The following is a 24,157-nucleotide window of genomic DNA, read 5'->3' as shown; positions in this document are numbered from 1 at the left end:
TATGTCTTCAAAAAATAATTGGTTGCAAACACTTTAACAGTTAAGCAAGTGGTGTATCGATTAATTATAATGATTTTGTCCTTAGTTTTTACCAGCTTCCGGGGATTTTCGCAAAATCTTTTGAGTGCCAAGCATGGTAATATCGATACTACTGTTGCTAACAGTATTTTCCCAATTCATCCTGATAGCATTCCAAAGAGGTATATTAAAGATTTTAAAAGAAACTTAGCTAATAAGATTAATTACAATAAAGTTTATGGATTAGATACTTTTTTAAATGTTTTGCCAGCTTCCTTTATTCAACTTAAGGATAAAGTTAAGTCAGATCTCCAGGCACAACAGCGCAAACTCACCGACATGACTAAGGTAAATAACCTGTTGCCTTTGTCGGCCATAAATAAGAATCCTATCGCATTACACCATACCGCCGCTGAATATAACAGAACCGATAATGAAGGCTCGTATATTAATCCTTCAGGCCGCACCTGGTACGGCGACTTTTTGGTAAGCAGCAGTTGGTCAGTCGCCACCATACCCTTCGATGTGCATTTTAACAACCAAACATGGAATGATGTTTCAAACAATAGTTTTAATAACCTCGCGGTTCAATTCAATAAAGAGGACTACCTGCAACAGCTGAAGAAAAATCTGAAAGATAAATTCAATCCCGAAGAATTTTTAGCAACTGATATACGCAACCAGATCGACGGCATGAAACAACAGGCAGAGCAGTCGTTAAAAAAAGACCTCGAAAAAATAAACGAAGGTTTTGGCGATCAGCTGAAAGATAAGATCGGTGAGCTCGGCGACTTAAAAACAATGATGTCGAAAGATGTTCATTCTGTGCGTGAGCAATTGCTGAATAACCAGTATATGCAATCTGTTGCCGACAAAGAAAAGCTGCTGGCCGAACTGCAAAACAAAAAAAATACAGGCCAGCCTGTTAATGAAAATGAACTGCAGCAACTACAACAGGAAGTAGCGAAGGTAAAGGGAGTAAATGCGCTGGTTCAAAAAGTAGAAGAACATAAAAGCCAATGGGAGTCGTCGGGTGTAATGAAAAAGATAAAGCAATTGGACCTGCTTGATAAAAAGCAACTCGATAAAATTGCAAAAGACCCTGCTACTACTGTTAAGCTGGCCAAAGAACATTTACAACTCAACGGTTTGCAAAAGCTTTTTTTGAAGCTCAACACACTTAATATCGGTCAAAATACTTTATCTGAAAGCCGGTTATCGGTGCAGCATTTGCTGAACAAAGGTATCAATACCGAAATCTTTGATAAGAACCGGTTTATGATGCTTGGAATGGGAAAACTAAAAACCTTTAATTCGATACTCGATCAGCCATTTAGCAACAGCGTGCTTTCGAACGATGGTAATGCCAAAATGATCAGTGTGGGAATAGGCAGTAGTTCGGCCGCCAACTCACGCGTTTCGATAATGACCTATAACCAGTCGCTCGGTTCGTTAAATAATTTTGCTTCGCTCAGCGGCTTAACAGCTACCAATAGTTTTCGCAGCACAGTAGTTACCACCATCAGCAACGAAATGCCTGTTGGTGAAAGAGGTAGCATCACTGCTGAGCTATCGCGCTCTGCCACTACATACAACCAAACAGTTGAATCTGACAGCACCTTGCCTGGCAAAACTGCCACACAACGTATGTTGAATTCAAACAATTTATTGAACAGCATGGCCTTTGCCCTGAAGTACGAAGATGAACTGGTTGATCAGGATTTATCGTACGGGGTACATGCGAATATGACCGCACCAGGATATACCAATCCCGGTAATACGTTCTTAACCTCGGGAGGTAAGGAGTTTGGATTGAATGTTAAGAAGTCGTTCTGGAAAAGAAAACTACAGGCATCGGTAAAAAGCGATATGCGCGAATATAACTTCAGCGATGAAGGCGATAAAGTATGGCGGAATTTTTATACGGTGATGGATTTGCGTATGAAATTAAGGAAGGGACAATCTGTTGGCATCCGCTACATGCCCAATAAAATGATCAGGGTACAGGATGGACAAAAGAGCACCGTAACCTCATTGGAAAGACTAAGTGCCGATGGTACGGTGGCGCAAAGGATTGCAGGTATATATTATCGCAACAATGTTACCCTTGCCTGGCAAAAGAATAAGTATGTATTGGGAAGTGATCCGGTGTTGAACACTTCTTTAACCATGTCGAGCTTTCAAAACATAACCCTCAACAGCAAATTGCTTTACCTGAATACGCAGTACGACTATGTTAATAATCATTCGCAGTACGTGTATTTCAATTCCTCTTTTTTAACAGAGGCAGGAATGACTTATCTGTTATTGAAAAAAATCAGTTTATCATCATCGCTTTCATATAACAGCGTAAAAGGATGGTACAGCCAGGTGGGCATTAAACAATCTGTTTCGGGCCATCTGAACGACCGGTTTAATTTCAACGTCTATGTTGATGCCAGAAAGAATTTGAAATTATATCAGCCGTTATTATATGGCTTGTTCCGTACCGATATCAGCATTAATTATTTAATAAAGAAATGAAGTGTTGTAAAAATATAGGAGCATTTTTTATTTCCTGCCTGCTGTTGTTTGCAGCGGAGGCGGTACGGGCACAGGTTGCTGTTAATTTTTCACCGGCGATATATGGCCAATCGCTCGATGGGTTGGCTTATGCACAGATCATTAGCACATTACCCACTGATCTGCATGCAAACCTGACCATCAGGGTACGGCAGGGTCGCATGAATGTAGTTACTGTGAAAACGGGCTCGTTATTAATTCATCCCGGCGCCAATGAAATAAATAAATCGGCATTTGCAACGGCACGCTTTGCGTTTGGCAATAATAATTTTGGATTAACAGCCAGTCAAACCGGAAAGTTTCTGGAAGGCGAGTATGAATATTGTTATGAGGTAGATATTTCTGATGCAAAAGATCCGCGTTTGCCGCCTGTATTCGAAAATTGCTTTGTGCAACAGTTGCAGGCACGCACTCCTTTGCTGTTGATAAATCCTGTTGATGGTGATGAAATATGTAACAGACGGCCGCAATTCATATGGCAGCCTCCTGTTCCACTGCCCGTAGATGCGCGCTTTCGGCTGGTATTAACCGAAATAAAAGACAAGCAGGATATTGTAGAAGCCATCACCTTTAACCCGCCTGTTGTTAACCAGGCAAATATTGCAGGTAATACTTTGTTTTACCCTACCAATGCTCCCGAATTAAAAGAAGGGCAAAAGTATGCATGGCAGGTTGTGGTATATGCTGCGCAGGCTATCCTGGCACGATCAGAGGTTTGGACTTTTACTTATAAATGTCAGGATAAGGGAAGAGAGGTGACAAAGGATAGTTATCGCGAATTAAAAGAAACCGAAGGCGGTGACTTTTACATTGCCGATACCTGGTTGCGCTTTTCGCTCAACAATCCGTATGCTGCCGGAGAGCTCAGTTATTCTATTGCCGCTATGGACGATCCGGGTAAACCTGTTAAAGGGTTACCAAACCTGAAGCTAATGCCGGGACTTAATAAGTATGATATTGATCTGTCGGAGAAAAAAGATTTTAAAACAGGCAAAGAATATATACTAATCGTTCACCTGCCTAATAACAGGAACCTGCGATTACGGTTTATTTATAAAAACGAATAAATGCTTTTAAAGAGGAGTATCGGTTATTTTTTGAGTGCGCTTATTATCAGTTGTACACACCGGTCGCCTCAGCAACGGCTGGCCGATTTTATCAACGACCCTGAAAATAAAATAGTGCAGTCGATAAAAGTTGGCGATGTAAAAGTAATTGCCAAATGGCTGCCTGATCAATATCGCAACAACCATCCCGATCGCTATCGGGAAACAGATAACAATACAGTACCCACATCCATTAATCCGCAAAGCCAAAACCGTTCATCCCATGAAGACTACTGTTATTTTAATGTATGTTTTGAAAAGACAACAGTAGAAAAACGGGCAAACGACAAAGTGTTGTACCTGAATTTTGATATGCAAAACGACTTTAAGTTGGTATGCGCAGGTGATTCATTAAATCCGGTCATATGCCAGAAAATTGAAAATGGTGTATCCGGTAGTTATGAATACATGGTAGCATTTCAAAACGTCGACAGCCGTTTGCAGAAGAGTGATTTTACTCTACTCTACAAGGATAAAATTTTTGGTCTGGGAGATATTGCGTTTGTGTATAGCCAGAAAGATATCCAAAAAATTCCCGGTCTTTAATCCTGAGCTCATCCGATAGCTATCGGATGAGCGAAGTAAATCCTGCGATGGTTTAAAAACTACCGTAACAGGGGTACAGGAAGAGTATTGTCCAAAAGTTAAGCTGAGCGGGCCCCTTGCTTACGTAGCAGAGGCTAACCAAATTATTTTCGATGAAACTAATTGCGAAATACCAGAAACCAATTGCTGCATTTCTGATGCTGGTTATGACCCTTGAACTGATTACACCGGTAACAGTGTATGGATTAACGTCAGGCCCTTCGCAACCCGAAATGCAGGGCTTTGAACCAATGGGCAATTCCGACATGGTTGATCTTTTCTCCGGCGACTTTTCGTATAACATTCCATTACTTGATGTAGGTGGTTACCCGGTGAACCTGGCCTATCATTCCGGCTCGGGCATGGATGACGAAGCCAGTTGGGTTGGAAATGGATGGAGTGTAAATGTAGGATCAGTAAGCCGTCAGCTTCGGGGCTTGCCCGATGATTTTAACGGATCGGAAAAGCTGGAAAGGGAGTTATCTGTTAAGGATCATATTACTAAAGGTGGCAGATTTTCTGCAACGCTTGATTTACTTGGTATTCCTGTATTTAAGGTTAAAAAGAAAAAGAAAAAAAAGAAGCTGAATTTGTCGATTACATTAAGTGCGGGAGTACAGGTAGATAATTACCGGGGTGTTGGCGTTGATATAGGCGCGAATGCTGGGATTTCGCTTGCCGACTACGTAGCTGGTGAATATACTCAATCTAAAAAAGATTCTTCCACAGGTAAAAGCCTTGGCTTGCCTTCCATAGGATTAAGCTTAAGTTCCTTTGACGGCGCGGGCATATCCCTAAATCAAAGTATCCTTCTAAAAAATATTTCAAAGAATGACAAGCAATATGGTTTATCCAAATCCATCGGCTTTGGTTATAATTCAAGGATGGGATTAACCGGTATGACGCTTGGAACCTCTTTTGATGCAAAAAAAGAAGTGACTAGTTTGAAAGGGGTACAAAAAATTGCCACCGACCGGCAATCGGGTGCCAATTCATTTATTTCTTTTAATAGCCCAACCTATACACCAACTATAGACCATGCAAACAGGAATACGTCCTTTACTTTATCGTTCAATGGCGGTGTCGAATTGTCTTTTGCATATCTGGGTTTGGGGATAACAGGATTTTACTCAAAACAACACATCGCTGAATCAATAAAACGGTCACCTGCTTTTGGATACCTCAATAGTGAAAACGGGGTAGATCAATCGGGTGCTTTAATGGATTTTAACCGTGAAAAGGATGTTCCCTATAATAGTGAGATAAAATACCTTCCCATACCTATTCCAACATATGACTTGTTTACTGCTTCCAGTCAGGATGGCGGCGGGCAATACCGGCTATATCGCGGAAGTTCTGGAGTATTTTTTGATCAGCGATCGGTCAGTTCCTGTAATGAATTTACAGCAGGTTTTGAAGCGGGTGCTGGATTATGGTTTGATGCAGGAGCGGATTTGTATTATCAGAACATTCAAACAGTAACTCAAAAATGGAGAAAGCGCAATAATTTTCTTTCAAAAGGCGATTTTCAGAAACAATCCGTATTGACACCGCTTTATGAATCTGCCTATTTTAAACGTATTGGCGAACCTGTACCTTATGATAAAAATTATGTTAGTAAAATAAAAGGCACATTCCCCACCGCTGTAAACCTTCCTAAAAAGATTTCAGATGTGGTTTCGGGTGCCGAAGCTTCTGATCAGTTAAGAACAATCGCCTCTCCGGACGGTGAAAGTACCCCTGTTTTAAAAAGAGATAAGCGCGAGGTGCGCAATACTACATTCAGCTATTTAACGGCAAAAGAAGCATCTAATCACGCCCTTGATAAAACCATCAAAGATTATTACCCGGATTCTTTGGTATTAGATAATTGTAATAGCAATGGAATAAAAAATACGTTTTCCCGTGTGGGCGACTATCGCAAATCAAGCCATTTTTCAGAAATAACGATTACAGGCGACGATGGTAAAAGATCTGTTTATGGTATCCCGGTATACAATACCTACCAGGAAGAAGTTTCATTTAGCATTGGCGAAAACCTTTCTCTCAGGCATAAAGGGTTGATCAATTACTCAAATGGTGTAGATAATTCTACGGGTAACTCAAAGGGCCTGGAACATTATTACAGCAAGGAGAAAACGCCATCTTACGCTACTTCCTACTTGCTTACCGCCGTTTTATCCCCCGACTATGTAGACAGAACAGGTAATGGTGTTACGGATGACGACCTGGGCACGGCTGTAAAGTTTAATTATACAAAGCTGAATAACCTGTATAACTGGCGAACGCCTTTTGCATTTGGGCAGGATACGGCCAACTATAATGAGGGGTTTTTAAGCGATCCCCAGGATGACAGGGCTAGTTATGTATACGGACAAAAGGAAATATGGTATCTGCACTCCATTGAATCCAAAACAATGGTTGCGCAATTTGTCCTGGCCGACAGACAGGATGGTTTGGGAGTACAGGACAGCCGTGGCGCCGTTGATACTTTACATAAATTAAAATATTTAAAAGAGATCAGGCTTTATTCAAAATCTGATCTTAGGATGAATAACAATAATCCGACCTTGACAGTTCCCATTAAAGTAGTTCACTTTGAATATGATTATTCCATTTGCAAAGGGCTGCCTAATAGTATCGGCGGTGGTGGAAAACTAACTCTGAAGAAAGTTTATTTCACATTTGGCGTTAATCAAAAGGGAAAATTAAATCCTTATGAGTTTTCATATGATACATCTTACAATCATTACGATTATCGTCAGTATGATCGCTGGGGTTTATATAAAAATGCCGGCGACAATCCAAACGGCTTAAATAACTCTGAATTTCCTTACACGCTACAAGATACCAGCCTTACCAATAAATATGCTTCTGCATGGCAGTTGAATGAAATAATAACTCCTTCAGGTGAGAATATTCATATCACCTATGAATCTGATGATTATGCCTGGGTACAGGATCGACGGGCTTCTCAAATGTGTATGTTGCAGGGCGTTAATACGCAGGGCGATTCCACAGGTTTTATCAATGCCGATTATATATATGTCACGCTGCCTAAGACTGTTAACAGTCAAAGCGAAATGCTGGAAAGGTACTTTGAGGGTATTGATAACCTTTATTACAAATTTTTAATTGACCTGGATAATTCTGGACACAAGGAATTCGTTCCCGGCTATGCGAAAATTATAGGTACGCCTCAGTTAATCGGCAATAATATTGCGAAAATAAAGATTGAAAAGAAAAGCGGTGTCAATACCATTGCCAAAGCAGGATGGCAATTCCTGCGCATGAACTTACCTAAATATGCTTATCCGGGTTCAGATAATTTTTCCGATGATGGCACCAATTTAAAAAAGGCAATAAAGGCACTGGTTACGGCATTCGGCACCATTAAGGAGTTGATCTATGGTTTTGATAAGCGGGCAAAGAATAGAAACTATAGCGACCATGTTGATCTGTCAAAGTCATGGGTAAGATTGTGTGCACCTACCTGGAAAAAACTGGGTGGCGGCAGCCGGGTAAAGAAAATTGAAGTTTCTGATGAATGGGCGGTAATGTCGGGCGCTACAGGGGCAAAAACGGCCACTTATACACAAATATTTGACTATACTACTACAGATGCCAAGGGACGCACCATATCAAGCGGAGTAGCCAGCTACGAACCTTTGCTTGGTAATGATGAAAACCCGTTCAGGCAACCGGTTCGCTATAAGCAAAACCAGTTCCTGGGCCTTGACAATTACTACTATATCGAAGAACCTTTTGGCGAATCTTTCTTTCCTGCGGCGACTGTTGGGTATAGCAGAGTTACTGTAAAAGCTATTGGTTCAGGGGACGGCGAAACAGTGAACCGCACTGGCGTAACTGTGAATGAGTTTTATACAGCTAAAGAATTTCCTACCAAAGTAAGTATAACAAGCCTGCAGCAACGCAAACCAGGCACAGGTAAATTGTTTAAGTTACTCAGTAATCAATCGGTTGATAATATAGGACTTTCGCAAGGATATTCGATTGAGTTGAATGATATGCATGGAAAGCCCAAATCAATGAAAATATTCAATAAATCGGGGCAGAATATTTCCAGTATTGAATACTCCTATCAAACCGAAAATGAACTGGCCGAAACGAAAACCCTAAATAACAATGTGAAAGTGATAGGCAGTGACGGAATTGTTTCAGATGGCGCCATTGGGATGGATGTTGAAATGTTCAGCGATATGCGTCAGCAAACCACAGATAATTTGGGTGTAAGTGTTAGAGTAAGCGGCGGATCAGGTTCCATTTTTATTATACCATTACCTTTTTTCTTTCCGGGTATTGGAGTAAACTATGATAGAAGATCATATAGGGCCAGTTCTACGGTAAAAATCATTCACCGCTTTGCCATTCAAAACAAGACCCGCAAAATGGATAATGGTTCTTCCATTACCACGGAGAATCTTTTGTGGGATGCTGAAACCGGTAATGTGTTACTGTCCAAAACCCAAAATGAATTTGACGATCCGGTGTACTCCTTTGCTTATCCTGCCCATTGGGTATATGACCGCATGGGACAGGCATATCAAAACCTTGGCTCTATTCTCAGCGGATTTGCAACTAACTCAAATGGTGAAATTACTAATGCTGTTTATAATAGCATTTTGGTGCCGGGTGATGAACTTATCGATGTAAATACATCGGGTAAATACTGGATAATTAATTCGCCTATTTCCGGGACTTATAAAAATAGGTTGATAAACGAATCGGGAATTTTACAACAGGTAAACGGCCTCACTTTAAAATTGCTTCGCTCCGGACGAAGGAATATGGCGAGTACTGCAATAGCCACCATTACATCATTAAATAATCCAATTTCCGGCGACCGGCTCGATATCACCCAGCTAACAAAAATCCTGGATGCCAAAGCCACGGTGTTCAGTGAAGAATGGAGCGTGCCGGTTATTCAAAATTGTGGTCAACCAGTATGTCCTGAAGGCTGTATTATTTCAGGAGACAGCACTTATTGTTACCATGCTTACGCGCATTATCCTCAACCACCGGTAAGCAGTGATTTTGATTCGGTATGTTCGAGAGGTGATAATGTTTATAGTTCCCTCGGTTCTTACATTTACAGTTATGGCCATTATCACACTAATGGTACTTATATTGATACACCTACAGGAATCAGTTATACAAATAACTTCTGGAAAAATTCTCTGATAAACTCGACAGATGGCCCCATGAACCGGTGCGCTGTATGGCGCTGCGGAGCCGATACGCCTGTTTTGCGGTGGGTTGGTTTTACGACCAGATTCAGAGTACCTGCTACGCATCACTACTATATTGGAATAGGCGGCGACAACCAGGTTGAAATAACAGTTGACGGAACGACTATTGTAAGCCAGGATCAGAATGCAATCAAAGCACAAAGCGGCATTTGGGGTGGCAGTATTGATAGAACCTTTAAGATATGGCACATTTTTGAAGTGCCTCTTGATTCCGGCTGGCGAACAATAGAACTGAAAGGCTGGAATAACGCTGATGGGCAGGTGGCAGGGTTTGGTGCAGAAATATATGACAATACCGCCAGTCAATTAATGAATGCAACGAGTGATGACAGCCTCAACGTAGTATTTACCACCCGTGATTTCCGAAACCAGCATTTTGCAACAGGCACGTATACCAATTTCTCCTGTGATCCTGGCTTTACCCTTGATTCAACCGGGGGCGTATATATGTGCCGGGATACACAAATCTGTCAGGTAAACTTTGGTACCAATGCAATTGTCAATCCTTACTACGCAGGTATACTCGGCAATTGGCGGCCTAAATCACATAACGTCTACCAGGTAAGCCGTGAAAACATGATAGGTTCTTCTTCGGTATTTGGAAGCACAAAAATTCGAGCGTCGGGTGCTTATAGTGTATTCAATCCATTCTGGCAATATAACTACAGTAGCATGACCTGGCAAAGTAATCCCGGCAATGATACCCGGTGGATTACTGCCGGTGAGATTACCTGTTTTAATTCGAAAGGGATAGAAGTTGAAAATAAAGATGCACTGAACCGGTACAGTTCCGCACTTTTCGGGTACCTGGAATCTGTACCTATTGCAGTTGCTGCTAATGCGCAATACCGTGAGATCGGGTATGATGGCTTTGAAGATTATGGTTTTAGCCTGGACTGTGGTGGCTACGATACCTGTAATACCGGTCATTTCAATTTCAGAAAATATATTAACGGAAGCTCTATTCAAATTACAAGTGCATACGCTCACAGTGGAAAAAGCAGTTTAAAACTGACTAGCGGCGTTACCCTGAAAAAAACGGTTTATATGGGTACTTCGGGCAGTCTTTATGGTTTTGATAATGGCAGGTATACTTTACAATCCAATGAACTTGCGAAAGGTTTTTCACCAATCCCCGGTAAAAAATATGTGCTAAGCTTTTGGGTAAAAGACGGCAGTCCAAGGGATGCGACTACCACCATGCAGGCGATTATAAATGGAAGTAACCTGGTAAGCAGTGCTACCAAATGGCCTGTTGTTGAAGGTTGGAAACGAGTTGAAGTGCCCTTTGTACTTCCGTCTGCTTCCGCCAGTTTTAGCCTGCAATTGCAACCCTCAAGCGGCACCGTCTATATTGACGATATACGAATACATCCCTTCGATGGTGAAATGAAAACATTTGCTTACGATCCTTCCAGTCAGCGCCTTTGGGCGGAACTCGACGAAAACAATTTTGCTACTTTCTATGAATATGATGATGAAGGAATATTGATAAGGGTGAAAAAGGAAACTGAACGGGGAATTATGACAATCCGGGAAAGCCGGTCATCTTATAGAAAAAGATAAAAACTTTAAGAACCATGAATTTGACCAAACTCGCAAAATCATATAAGTGGCTTTTGGCTATTGTCATACTGGCCCTCATTTATTCCGGGGCCACCACTCAAGTCACCAAATCGAAAGGAGAACAAAACATTGCATCTGAGACAGATTCAACTACACAGGTTAACGACAGTGTGGAGGTGATAGGAACGCCCACCGGCGAAAATCCCTGGGCAGAGGTTGCAAATCTCGTAAAAACATATTATGACAAAACCGGGATGGAATATCGTGGCACAATTAAAGTGATTGATGACAACCAGCCGACCGAAAGGGTGATTGAAGAACATCCTTTCGAATATAGTATACAAAATGGCAACTATTATTACCGGCTCGGCCCTATGGAATTAGTATCTAAAAAGAATTTCCTATTGTCCGTCGATAATGATAATAAAACCGTAAGCTTTTCACAAAATTCGGTTTTTCACAAAGGGCATAAATTATTTGATATACGAAGCTTTAAAAAGCTTTTGGAAAAAGGTGGCGCCCATGCGCTTGTTACTAAAGATGGGGATGAAAAAATATTAACCATCGATCATATTTCCGACCCCGATATTCAAGGCTATAGGATTTATTATTCGCCGCATAATTACCGGGTACATAAAATGCTCATAGGTATGTTACGGTTAAATTCTATAGATGATGAACCCGATGAGGATACTCAGCAAGGAGGTAGCCCTCAAAAGCAAAAAGAAACCCAGGAAGGTGACGATAATTTTGTAACAACTTATTCCTATTATCTGGAAGTGTTATTTTCCCAGGTGCGACAGCTATCCCTCCAGGAAAATGACTTCTGCCCCGAAAAAAAATTTATTACTGCGGTTAGTGATACCGGCATATTATTCACCCCTGCCTATAAAGATTATCAGCTATTAAATACCATTGAACCCTAACGTATGATATTTGCTCAAATAATGAAATATCGCATCCGCTGGTCAAAAGCCTGGTTAATTATAGCAGGATGGCTATTGGTTAACGTTAAGGCACTGGGCCAGGAACCGTATATGAACGAAATTAAAGGTACACAGGTAGTGGCAGGAAGTTCATTTACAGTTTCCGATGAAAAATTCAATAGTTCCTCTTCATGGTCGCTCATTAGCCAAAATATTTCTGTTGACGATATTCTTTCTTTTGAGATCAATTTTGATACAACGGTATATTTTTATAACCAGCCATTTGATTGTAGTGTAAATGCCAAAATATATATCTACGGCAACCAAAGCGATACCAGTCAGATTACAGATTCTGTTACCCATGCCAGTATTTCCTTAAAAGTTATTTACGATACAATTACCGGCAAGCCGTATAAGGGAATAGCTCTGTATAAATTTGCAGGTGCTTATAAATATAAGGTAAGGCTTCTGAGTATATCAGCTCTACAACTTAGCCCGATTCCTGCTATTTTCCGATTAAAGGGGCAAATTATTGTTGATAGAAAATACACTTTTCAGGATAGTAGTACCGACGTTACCCGGTATTCAGTGATCAATACAAATCAACTGAAACTCGAATGGACACCCTCCAGTTATCCTGGCGCTGAACAGTTTGACCTGGAATATACTCACATTGACGGGGCCAGCCAGATTGCAACTTCTATCAGAAACTATCAGGGATCGGGCGGATATACAGTGCCAAATGATTCCCTTGATAAATGGTTTACCAATAACAGTACAAGAATCACGACTCCCAACGCCGGTTATCTTTTGAATATTCCTTATGATAGTGGCTTTGTTATATTCAGGATAAGAGGGGTTCAAATACATTATCCTGATGGCCTGCGATGGGAAGGTAACTGGAACTACCTGGCCCGGCAAATATCAGCAAGTTGTTCAACCTGTCCTTCAGGGGTGGTTTTCTTTGATGCCCATGAACCAAACCTGAACTTGCAATATACAGCCTCTTTTGCTGAAGAGGGAAAAAGAAAAGAGATCATAACTTATTTTGATGCCACCTTGCGCGACCGGCAGTCTGTTACAATCAACAACTCAGACAACAAAAACATAGTTCAGGAAACGATCTATGATGCCCTCGGTCGGCCAGCCGTTTCGGTATTACCTGCTCCTGCAGACGATAGTACCATACATTACTTCCGGGGATTTAATAAGAATGGAAGCGGCGATCCATATAGTTTTTCAGATTTATCTTATGGAAGTGATTGTGCAACAACACCCGATTCAATTACACTTGCTTCCGGAGCAGGAAAGTATTATTCTGGTAATAGTCCATTTTTAAACAGGTACTATTATGCCAAATATATTCCTTCTGCCGAAGGTTACCCCTTTATGGCGAAAGAATATATGGCCGATAACACGGGACGAATTAAAGCCCAAAGCGGAGTGGGTGCAACCTTTCGGTTAAATGCAGGTCACGATACAAAATATTTCTATGGTAAACCGCAACAACCCGAACTGGACAGGTTATTTGGTACAGAAGCCGGCAACGCCAGCCATTACCTGAAAAATATGGTCATAGACCCCAACGGGCAAATAAGCGTGAGTTACATCAATTCATATGGAAAAACAATAGCAACTGCACTTGCCGGATCGGTTCCTGCCAACATGCATTCCCTGCCATCTACCAGCGGCGCCAGTACTACAATGGCCTCGGATCTGTTGCAGCCAGATGATTTTGTAAAAAATCCTGAGAACTATTCCGTTGCTGCAACTGCCACTTTTCTGGCACCTGTTACCGGCACTTACCTGTTAAACTACCGGGTAGACCCTTTGAGGATGGAAAAACTGTATGGCCCCAATAAGGACAGTGTGATTTGCAGTAATTGCTATTATGATCTGGATATCATCGTAAAAGACAATTGCAACAATACGGTTCGCGAGGAAACAAGAGCGGCCGGGACAATTTTTGATACCGCTTGCAGTAATCCACCGGGTGCTTTACAGGATACGATCAGTGTAGCCATCAATGCAGTTGGCGAATACTATGTTACCTACCGGCTGGTAGTTAGTAAGCAGGCGCTTGATTTTTACGACAGCACACATTTGGTAAAGAATTCAGACATCAAAAAGCTGAACTATTTTTTACTGGATGAACTAAAACGCACTGATTTTTATGGTTGCTACAGTAACTGTGAAACCTGTATGGATGCGCTTGGTACCAGGCAAGAATTTTCGCAGCGGTTTAAGGTCTTTTATACTGCAGATTCCGTTTCTTTCTCATCGGATGATTCGCTGTTTGTACTCTCTTTATATGATTCTCTTTATGCCCATTGTGCAGCCATTCAAAGTGAATGTGCAATAAATATATGTGATCAAAAGCTTGATTTGCTAAAGATGGATGTAACGCCCGGGGGGCAGTATGCATTATATGACAGCAGTAATTATACTTTACTCGAATCTTCTATAAACGTTCTGGCAAAACGCAGTCAGATTGCCTGGTATACCGATGCTTTTGGAAACAGGGATTCAGTTCAGCTATTTAATATAAACGGGGAGGATTCCGTAAAACTCGATGTAAAAGACCTAAGCGATTCCCTTTTTATAGTCAACTGGAAAGATGAATGGGCCGATTCGCTGGTGCGGTTACACCCTGAATATTGCCATTACTTGTGGTGTATTTCCAATTCCAACAGTTATGATTTTGACCGGGATATTGAAACGTGGCTGGATGCCGATACTGCTATGGCAAGGGGCTGGTTTAATCCCAATGTATATGATACCATCCTGGCGCATGATCCATTCTTTTTATCGGGCGGTAATGGTTACGGCTTGCGTAATGAGATGAGCGATAGCCTGCGGTTGTTTTCAAGAACTTATGCCCGCACCTCACTGCCAGATAAAAACATCCTGAAATTTATTGATGTTATTCTTTACTGCAAAAACCAGGGCAATGGCTGGGAATCTTGCCTTCCTGATAGTGCCTGCCGCAGCCGCAATCGGGAGTGGTTTTTATATCAGCAGTTGTATCTTAATTTAAAACAAGCGTTTTATGAGAAAGCGCGCCGAACGAGCAGCAACCCCATATTTGCAAATTGTGTGAATTGTTACATTGGGAAAGATGTTTTGGGCTCTGCCGGATTTACCTGTAATAAGCCTCTTTGTGATACGCTTCCCTACACGCCATTTTCAGATAGCACCACCTGTAACTATAGTTGCCCCGCTGGTACCTATACGCCTTATGATAAAAATCATATTTCACTCTTTATTCAATATGGTACCCCTGGTTCTTCCCCGACCGGAGTGCCTTCGGGGTATGGCAATTGCCAATTCTTTAGCAATTATCTTCTAAAAACTGGCGTTAACAGCAGTTGTAAGTTTTTTAATGTTTGGGTGTGTACGTATGATTCAACCTGTGGTGGCATTTGTAATGTAGCTTCTTATCCATCCTCCTGCCCTGACAATGAAAATGCTTCGCTTTACCAGAATAAAATTCGTAGATATCCTGAGTATGTTAATAGCAATGATTTTATAAACGGTGTATTAAGCAGTAATCCACGGCAAAATTCATCAACTAGTTCGCAGAATATTATCAGCGAATGTCATTCCAATTGTGAGGCGCAGGCCGATATCTGGATTAATCAATTGAAACGTTGTACTACTGATACCGCTAAACTGGCTCAGTTGAAGCAGGCGTTAATCGATGTTTGTTCAGCTGCCTGTAGTGCCGATCATCCTTTGGGAGCATCCGGTATTCCTTCCGGCATAACGGCTACTTATCACAGCTTTGAAGAAGCAATTGTAGGCATTCTTGGTTCAGGAGCTGTGAATGATTCTTGCACAGCAGAGCTGTTATCCAATCCCTATCCCTATGATAAACAGCCGGTATATGCACAAAGAACGATCACTGAAACCAATTATGATATTTGCCAGCAGATCAGGAAATATAAAACTGCTTACCAGGCATCTGGATTTGCGGGTTCATTCCATAGCTACCTCGTAAAATACCTCGGGTCGGCTTATGATCTTGATTCTCTTGAACTGGACGATTTACTGAACAGTTGCAGCAACTGCAGTGGCCTTTTAAAAGATGATATAGAATTGCCATTGGCCTTTGAGCCCAATGCGCCGTCTTGTTTGTTATGCGATTCTATTCAGTCTGCCTTAACGGCATTCAACGCCAAATTTCCGGGTATCTCAACTACCAACAATGATTACGAAATACTATTTGCCAATTTCTGTAATCACCGCTTTGGGTATTCGCTCACATATGATGATTATAAAACTTACCTCGATAGTTGTTCGGCTAATTCGCTATACAGTGTAAGTCTTTGTAACCAGCCTTCTACAAAAGAAGCAACGATAGATAATAACGGAGACGATTGCATGGCTGAATTGTTTGCAACGGCGCTTACCAATGCAAACAATCTCTATCTGGCTTATATAGATTCGGTCAGAAGGGATTTCAGGGAAGCTTATATGACACGCTGTTTGAATGTACAGCCTTACCTTACCATGACAGCCACCTTATGGGAATATCACTATACGTTGTATTACTACGACCAAAGTGGCAATCTCGTTAAAACCATACCGCCCGAAGGCGTTGCCTTGTTAAATGACAGTGCTTTGGCCCTGGTAAAACTGTATCGGCTATTGCAAAATGAAGGTTGTTACCAGTATTCAGACAGCATTCATTTCAACAACAATGGTCAAATCAACTGGACAGTAGCAGACTCATTTGAAACAAGACCTTTTACCGCCGAAATGATGCTGAACCTTGATTCTTTTTCTAATCAGGTATTGGCATCTAAAATCCGGGAATACTCATATAGTACAGGGAGCGGGCTGATTTACCGGCAGGCGGGAATGGTAATTAAAGTGGATAGTAATAAACTGGTTGTAAATCTTTATGGCATTGGCGCCGACACGGTTCAACGTAAAGCTATTGCTGTATCTGTTTTGAATGTTCCGGCCATTTTACCATTAAATACATGGACAAATCTGGTCGTGCAGCGTACGGGTGATCCCAATATACCCGTTGCCATTTGGATAAATGGAAATCCGGTCGCCTTACAGTTCACTTCAAACGACATTCCCAGTGCTACTATTTTATCAGGTGATACAGCACTGTTGGTAGGAACTCATAACGCGGCCCATCTTGCGCTGCCGGGAAAATTAAGGGGTACTATAAAGAATTTGCGGATATATAATCGTATACTGCCTGCGTCAGAGATCAGGCAAAATACATATAACCCTTGCCAGTTGCCTGTGAGTAAAAACGGGTTATTGTTCTGGAGCGCTATGAACAACGCTGCCGGTAACCTTGTGAAAGATTTGATCAGTCAGAAGTTTGGTAGCCTTACCGGCTTTACCTGGCAACCATTTGACGGGATTTTCCCGGCCCACCGGTTGCCAACAACGTATGCGTATAATTCGCTTAATGAGGTTTTACAACAATACAGTCCTGATGGTGATACTTCCCAATTCTTTTACGATCGGCTGGGGCGGTTAACAGTTTCGCAAAACAAAGAACAAAAAGACACTGCCTCCTATAGCGGATCGGCCGGAAGGTTCAGCTATACAAAATATGACCTGTTGGGCCGCACTATAGAAGTAGGTGAAAAATCTAGCCCATCTACAAATATTCGTAGCATTAACCTGCTCGATACCACTGCGCTAAATAACTGGCTTGCCTCAGGTACAAATCGGCAGGTAACAAAAACCTTTTATGATGATCCGGTTAATTTAGCCATTCAATCATCCACTACCTCGCGCAAACGGGTAGTTGCAAGTGTTTACCTGGAAAACGCTACGGACACCGGGGGTGATTCAACACTCTATAGTTACGATATAATAGGGAATGTAAGTACGCTTGTGCAACACGTAAAGGCGCTCGTTGCTGTAGATACTACTAATGGGAAAAAAAGACTTGATTATGATTACGACCTGGTAAGCGGTAAAGTAAATATGGTCAGCTACCAGGCCGGTAAAGGTGATCAGTTCTTCTATAAATATTCCTACGATGCCGATAACCGGCTTATCAGGGCGTATAGCAGCAGAGATAAATTGATATGGAATGAAGATGCCAGTTATTTATATTACCTGCACGGCCCGCTGGCGCGTACGGAGCTTGGTCACTTAAAAGTGCAGGGTATTGATTATGCTTATACGTTACAGGGGTGGCTCAAAGGCATTAATGCAGATACGCTGAATTCCAGCCTTGAAATAGGCAGTGATGGCCAGAGCAGTACTGCATTTAGCCGGGTTTCAAAAGATGCCTTTGCCTTTCAGTTGGGGTATTATGACAATGACTATAAAGCAATTGGCGGAACAAATGCACAGGCTTTCAATAAGCATGTATACCAGTTCCCTGGTTCTCTGAATTCCACCGGTAATCAATTGTTTAACGGAAATATCAGTTATACAACCCTTGCCCTGTCAAAAATCAACGATGGCGCAACCACTGGCTATAGTTACGGGTATGACCAGTTGAACCGTATTGTTGAAATGCGGCAGCATACTACAGGCAGTACATGGAGCAATAGCAATATTATTCAGTCATACAGGGAATCCATTGCTTATGATGCTAACGGAAACATCTTAAAGTATCTAAGAAAAGGCTCGGGCAGTTCAGGTTCCCCGCTGGCTATGGATAGTTTAACTTATCAGTATAACCGCGATATCAATAACTTTCTAGTAAATAATAAACTGAATTATATAAAGGATTCAGTCGGTAGCGCTAACTACGCGGTTGACCTTGATAACCAGTCAGCAAATAACTATCGCTATGATAAAATTGGCAACCTGATATCAGATGCTTCTGAGGGTTTGGATACAATCCGATGGACGGTATATGGAAAAATAAACCGCATTAAAAGAGATACCGGCGCGGTGAATAGTATTAATTTCGGATATGATGCGCTTGGCAACCGTACATTCAAGCAGACGGTTAGTGGAGGGACAAACAATAACACGTATTATATTAGAGATGGCCAGGGAAATATTTTATCGGTGTATACGTATTCGTCGGCCAATGCATCTTTGAAATGGACCGAACAGTATTTATATGGTAGCAGCCGGTTGGGTATGTATCAATGGGATACTACAGTGCCCTCATCTCCACCTGTAGTACAGAATAACAACCCAATTTATGATAGTGCGCTATGGGGCAGCAGAACTTATGAATTGACCAATCATTTAGGAAATGTATTGGCGACAATAAATGATAAAAAAGTTGGGTTTAAACTTATATCATCTACCGGAGTTGACTTTTATCTGCCCGAAATATTAGCGCAAAACGATTACTATCCATTTGGAATGTTGATACCAGGACGGCAGTATAGCGCTGGAAATACATATCGGTTTGGGTTTAATGGCAAGGAGAATGATAATGAGGTGGAGGGTTTGGGGAATCAGCAGGATTATGGGATGAGGATTTATGATCCGAGGGTGGGAAGGTTTTTGAGTGATGATCCTTTGACTAAAGACTATCCGTGGTATACGCCTTATCAGTTTGCAGGTAATAAACCTATTTGGGCTACAGATTTAGATGGAATGGAGGAAAGCCCTACAACTTCTAATAATGGAAATCAGTTGGCTCGGGAATCAACTTCATTAAATAGATATCCAACAACACCAATAGTTAAAGCACTAAATACCAGATTACATGGAGGAAACAATGGAAGTATTACCCAAGGTTCGGGGCCAAATTTCTGGGCAAAAGCAAAATTGCAAATAGAATTATTAAAATTACAGCTTAATTCAGGAGAACAAGCTCTTGGAGTTGCTTCAGACGTACTTTATAATACAGCCAATGATGCATATATTACATACACGAATGTTAAAAATGGTCCAGGACTTGCTAAAGATTTAATGGGAGAAGGTGGTTTAGGTTACAAAACGACAATTGGAGCTGGATTAAATACAACCTCTTTAGCTTTTGGAGGTATTCAAGCAGTTGGTGAAAGGGTTTTGATAAATAACAGTGCGAATATGTTAATTGGTGCACAAGGTGATTTGGGTGAGCAGGCATTTGGAAGTAATTTGAATGCCACTTCTACGAATTTCCCTGTTTTTGATAATTTTGCAAATGGTATTGCAACCAGTGCTAAAACAATTGATTTGACAGCAGCCACTTATTTGGATAGGCCTTCGGCGATTACTTCAACACTGAATGGTTATACTAATAAAATATCAGACTTTGTAAGCGCAACAAGAAAAGGTTTTAGGCTTAGTAGTAATATGATAGAAACAAGGGAATTGGGTGTTTTAACGATTGGCAATGCAAACAGCGCACAGAGAGCAGCTCTCAATGCAGCAAGAGTACATGCAGAGTCCTTGGGTGTTCAGTTTACATTGAAAAATAGTAGAGTCCCAAATCAGTTTTCCTTAAATAATGCAGTTTTGATAGCTCCAAAACCATCCCCTAAAGAACAATAATAAATATGCAAAAGGTTTATAATTTAAAAAGTATTGAATTTAATTTAAGAGATGGGAAAGCATATATCCTTTCATCATCCTTAACAACTATGGGACTATGGATGAATACTTTACCCAGTAGTAAGGTTGAATGGCATTCACTGGGTTCCGATGAAAAGTTTAATATTTTAAACCAAGCATTGGAGCGCAGTACGATTAATATTCAGATGCCGGAAAATCCGAAACATCATGCTCAAGCTATATTGGATGATTTAGGGTTTAAAAGTTGGAAGAAATTTTATGAAGGAGGCTATCATTGCACAATTGAATTAGATACAGAGAAAAAGGAATTTCAGATCACGCCAATGATTTACTTAAGGGAAAATACTTCATTGTATGGAATCAAAAAAGGGATCGAAGTGCTTAGTGCAGATGCAACACCAAAAGAAATAATTGAAACAATAGAAAAAGTTTTAAGAAGAATACCAGAACTGACAGAGGGCTATTATGCAAATGAGCAAGGTAATGTATCAAAGTAGTTGGTGGATAAAAAAAGCGATCTTGGATAAATCTCCGCGAATTGGTACAAATTAACTAAAGAAAGCTATTAAAAGTGAAATAAATAGCATCCAAAATTTGTTAAGAAAACAAACGGAAATTAATAAGGCTGCAGCTAAACAAGCTATTGAACGAGGGATAGATTATATGTCTGACCAAAGCAACCAAACTTTACAACCTTCGAACAAATAGAATCCCTAAACCCGGTAATCATTTAAAATATCAAAGATTCCTGTAAACCTGAATAAATATTTGGGATAAGATTTTTATGCCCAAAAAGTTTTAACCCTGATAAACTGCTAGTTAAATGAAAAAGATTTTATTATTTCTTGTTTTCGCTTTCGCGATAACCGAAATGCAAGCCCAGTTTGTTTATAAGATCAAGGCGGATAGTGTATTAATTACAAACGATTCCTGTACTGCCGAATTAAATCTGGAAAACAGTACAAAGAATGTGAAAGGGTTTCTTTATAACAAAGGGAATGGTCGTACTGAGTTTCGGAGAGCGGTAAAGTTGAATGATTCTATGCTTGTCTTTGGCGGGGATACATTTTTAATACGAGGAGTTGGCGGAGCAAATTTTGCTAACACGAATCTTACCCTTACTGATCATAGAATTCATGATGGTGCAAATCGAAATCTAACTCTTAATAATTTCGGTAAAATTGAATTTAAGTCGAATGACATTGGAGCAACAACTAATGGTTTAGTTTCTATAGATTCATCTGGGGAAATAAAACTTCTTTCAAACGGACCAGGTAATTTAAGCCAAAATAACGTGCTAATGGATACAAACGCTATGGAAATTTATCATCAAGCGCCGTCTTTAATTGGCACAGGATCGGCTTATACAGATATATATATGGCCCGGCCAAGTTGGGGTACCGGAATCAGTGCTGAGGTAAAACCATTAAACGGTGGATATATACAGTCTCAATTAAATTTGAGCTATAATGGCTCAGCAAGTTTGTTTAGTCAGGGCAATGGACCGTACAAAACAGCCAGCATTAGTGCTTCTGGAGAGGGTGCTATTATTTTAAGAGCTGATACAGCGGCAGGAATTTTTTCGATGTTTACGCATACTCCTAGCTTTTTTCAGTTTGAAAGAGAAGATTACAGGGTATCTAATCTTTTAGATTTTAGGTTGAAAAGGTTACCTTCCTCTACGGATACAAATACAATTAAGCCACTTGTTATTGATAGTAATGGTAAAGTATATAGGATGATTAATTGGCCAACAGTTTTAGGAGCTGCAAATAACGGTTTATCAGTTAGTGCAGGATATATTCAACTGGGTCAATCAATAGGAGCAACTGGAAATCCTGCTGCCCTCAATAATAATCGGGAGATTCCATTAAATGGGTATAACGTAAATTTTACGGGCACTGGCAAATTAGGAATTGGAACAACAAATCCTTTAGATAAAATTCATGTTGTAGGAACAGCTAGGATAACCGATACGCTAAAGCTAGTAAGCATTTCTTCAAAATCAGACACAACCAGCTTTAAGCCGCTAATTATAGATGGTTCCGGCAATGTTTTTAAAATGAGTAACTGGCCTATAGTTCCCTTGACATTACAACAAGTAACGAGTTACGGAAATACTACTACGAATACAATAAAGCCTTATCCCTCCGCTTTGCCGGTTGGAGCTAGTACCGACAGTATTGTAGTATGGTCTTCTACAGATAGTTTATTAAAAAAGACAGCTCCCCTAAGCAAACTTACCTTGCAGCAAGTAACTACATATGGCAATTCAACAACCAATACAATAAAGCCATATCCAAATGCTTTGCCAGTTGGTAGTAGTAGTGATAGCGTTGTTGTTTGGTCGGCAGCAGATAGTTTATTAAAAAAGACAACTCCCATTAGCAAACTCACCTTACAGCAGGTAACTACCTATGGTAATTCAACGACCAATACAATAAAGCCCTACCCAAATGCTTTGCCAGTTGGTAGTAGCAGTGATAGCGTTGTCGTTTGGTCATCAACAGACAGTTTATTAAAAAAGACAACTCCCATTAACAAACTCACTTTACAGCAGGTAACTACCTATGGTAATTCAACGGCCAATACAATAAAACCATACCCGAGTGCTTTACCAGTTGGAGGTAGTACTGATAGCGTTGTGGTTTGGTCTTCTGCAGATAGTCTATTAAAAAAGGTGGGATCGAAACAAACCTTTGCGCAAACAGCAACTGCTACTATAAGTAATTCTGATGTTGAAACAACACTTATTTCTTCTGGTGCAGGAAGTTTGACAATACCTGCGGCATCCTGGTTTGTAGGTAAAACATTTAGAATTGTATTACATGGAACATATTCAACTTCTAATGCTAACCCTGCTAATCTTACTATTAAAATCAAGTTAGGTTCAACAGTGATAGCTCAAAATTTGATATCCCTAGGTTCGAACAAAAGCAATATATCTTTTGAATTACGTTCTGAACTAACCTGTAGGTCTACCGGTTCCTCCGGCACTGTGTTTACGATGGGGATGATAAATAGTGGTGACAGTTTTGTGAGTAAAATAGATAATGGAACAAGCGCAACTACAGTTAATTTATCAACAAGCCAAACACTTAATATAACCGCCACACTTAGTGATAATCATACAGGGAATTCGGTTTCTGCTTATATGGTTTTGCTAGATGCCATGAATTAATCACTAATGGTGTCCTCAACAAGGCTGGCAATGTCCAACAATGGAAGATAATTCTAATAAAAAAAACCGGTGCCCCTTAGCCTGCCGGGATCAATTCTGTTTTCAAGAGGAAGAGTAAACCACCTTAACAGGTGAGGTCAAATATATAATTCAATTATTATAAAGCATTGAAATACTACGTTTCGTAATTTTTTTGTTCAATCCAGCTAAAAAATAATTCATTCCGTAGTAAGTTGAATGGTTGATTGCAATCAATAAAAATACCAATTATTGGAACTTGCATTTTAGTTCCTATTTTTTGTACTTAAATATACTTATATGAAAAAAACAGTGCAGCAGGATGAGCGCCCCTACTTTCAGTATCTGGAATTTCACAGGAAGCCGGTTTTAGCAACGATAGACCTCGGTATAAATTTAAATATACCTTCAAAGGAAGCAATCTCATTGTTTTCGAGAAGCAATTTGACAGCTTTATAAGGTGGGTCT

At 40.6% G+C, this 24,157-nt stretch carries 8 protein-coding genes; all 8 read left to right on the top strand.

Features of this window, described 5'->3' with window-relative positions:
* Positions 1-357 precede the first annotated feature (357 nt).
* The 8 genes from AC59IL_RS26690 (at position 358) to AC59IL_RS26655 (ending at position 23,671) form a co-directional block, all read left to right on the top strand.
* Positions 358-2,541 carry a hypothetical protein gene (locus tag AC59IL_RS26690; protein WP_496555277.1) on the top strand — a complete coding sequence of 728 codons (2,184 nt, stop codon included), beginning with the start codon at positions 358-360 and terminating at the stop codon, positions 2,539-2,541.
* Positions 2,538-3,647, top strand: coding sequence for a hypothetical protein (locus AC59IL_RS26685; RefSeq protein ID WP_496555276.1), 1,110 nt, complete (start codon positions 2,538-2,540; stop codon positions 3,645-3,647). Before AC59IL_RS26690 ends, AC59IL_RS26685 begins: the two co-directional genes overlap by 4 nt.
* On the top strand, positions 3,648-4,232 hold the full coding sequence (locus AC59IL_RS26680; RefSeq protein ID WP_496555275.1) for a hypothetical protein: 585 nt from the start codon (positions 3,648-3,650) through the stop codon (positions 4,230-4,232).
* A 152-nt stretch (positions 4,233-4,384) separates the two neighbouring features.
* On the top strand, positions 4,385-11,107 hold the full coding sequence (locus tag AC59IL_RS26675) for a carbohydrate binding domain-containing protein (RefSeq protein WP_496555274.1): 6,723 nt from the start codon (positions 4,385-4,387) through the stop codon (positions 11,105-11,107).
* 14 nt (positions 11,108-11,121) lie between these two features.
* Positions 11,122-12,033, top strand: coding sequence for a hypothetical protein (locus AC59IL_RS26670; RefSeq protein WP_496555273.1), 912 nt, complete (start codon positions 11,122-11,124; stop codon positions 12,031-12,033).
* 21 nt (positions 12,034-12,054) lie between these two features.
* The gene (locus AC59IL_RS26665) at positions 12,055-20,469 is read left to right on the top strand and encodes an endonuclease toxin domain-containing protein (RefSeq protein WP_496555272.1); all 8,415 of its coding nucleotides are present in this window, start codon (positions 12,055-12,057) and stop codon (positions 20,467-20,469) included.
* A 5-nt stretch (positions 20,470-20,474) separates the two neighbouring features.
* Entirely contained in the window at positions 20,475-20,987 is a 513-nt protein-coding gene (locus AC59IL_RS26660) for a hypothetical protein (protein ID WP_496555271.1), read from the top strand.
* A gap of 326 nt (positions 20,988-21,313) precedes the next feature.
* Positions 21,314-23,671 (top strand): hypothetical protein, encoded by a 2,358-nt coding sequence (locus AC59IL_RS26655; protein ID WP_496555270.1) that lies wholly within the window; start codon positions 21,314-21,316, stop codon positions 23,669-23,671.
* Positions 23,672-24,157: the final 486 nt, after the last annotated feature.

The organism is Niastella sp. sgz303648, assembly GCF_059587045.1.
This window is presented reverse-complemented; position numbering and strand designations above follow the sequence as displayed.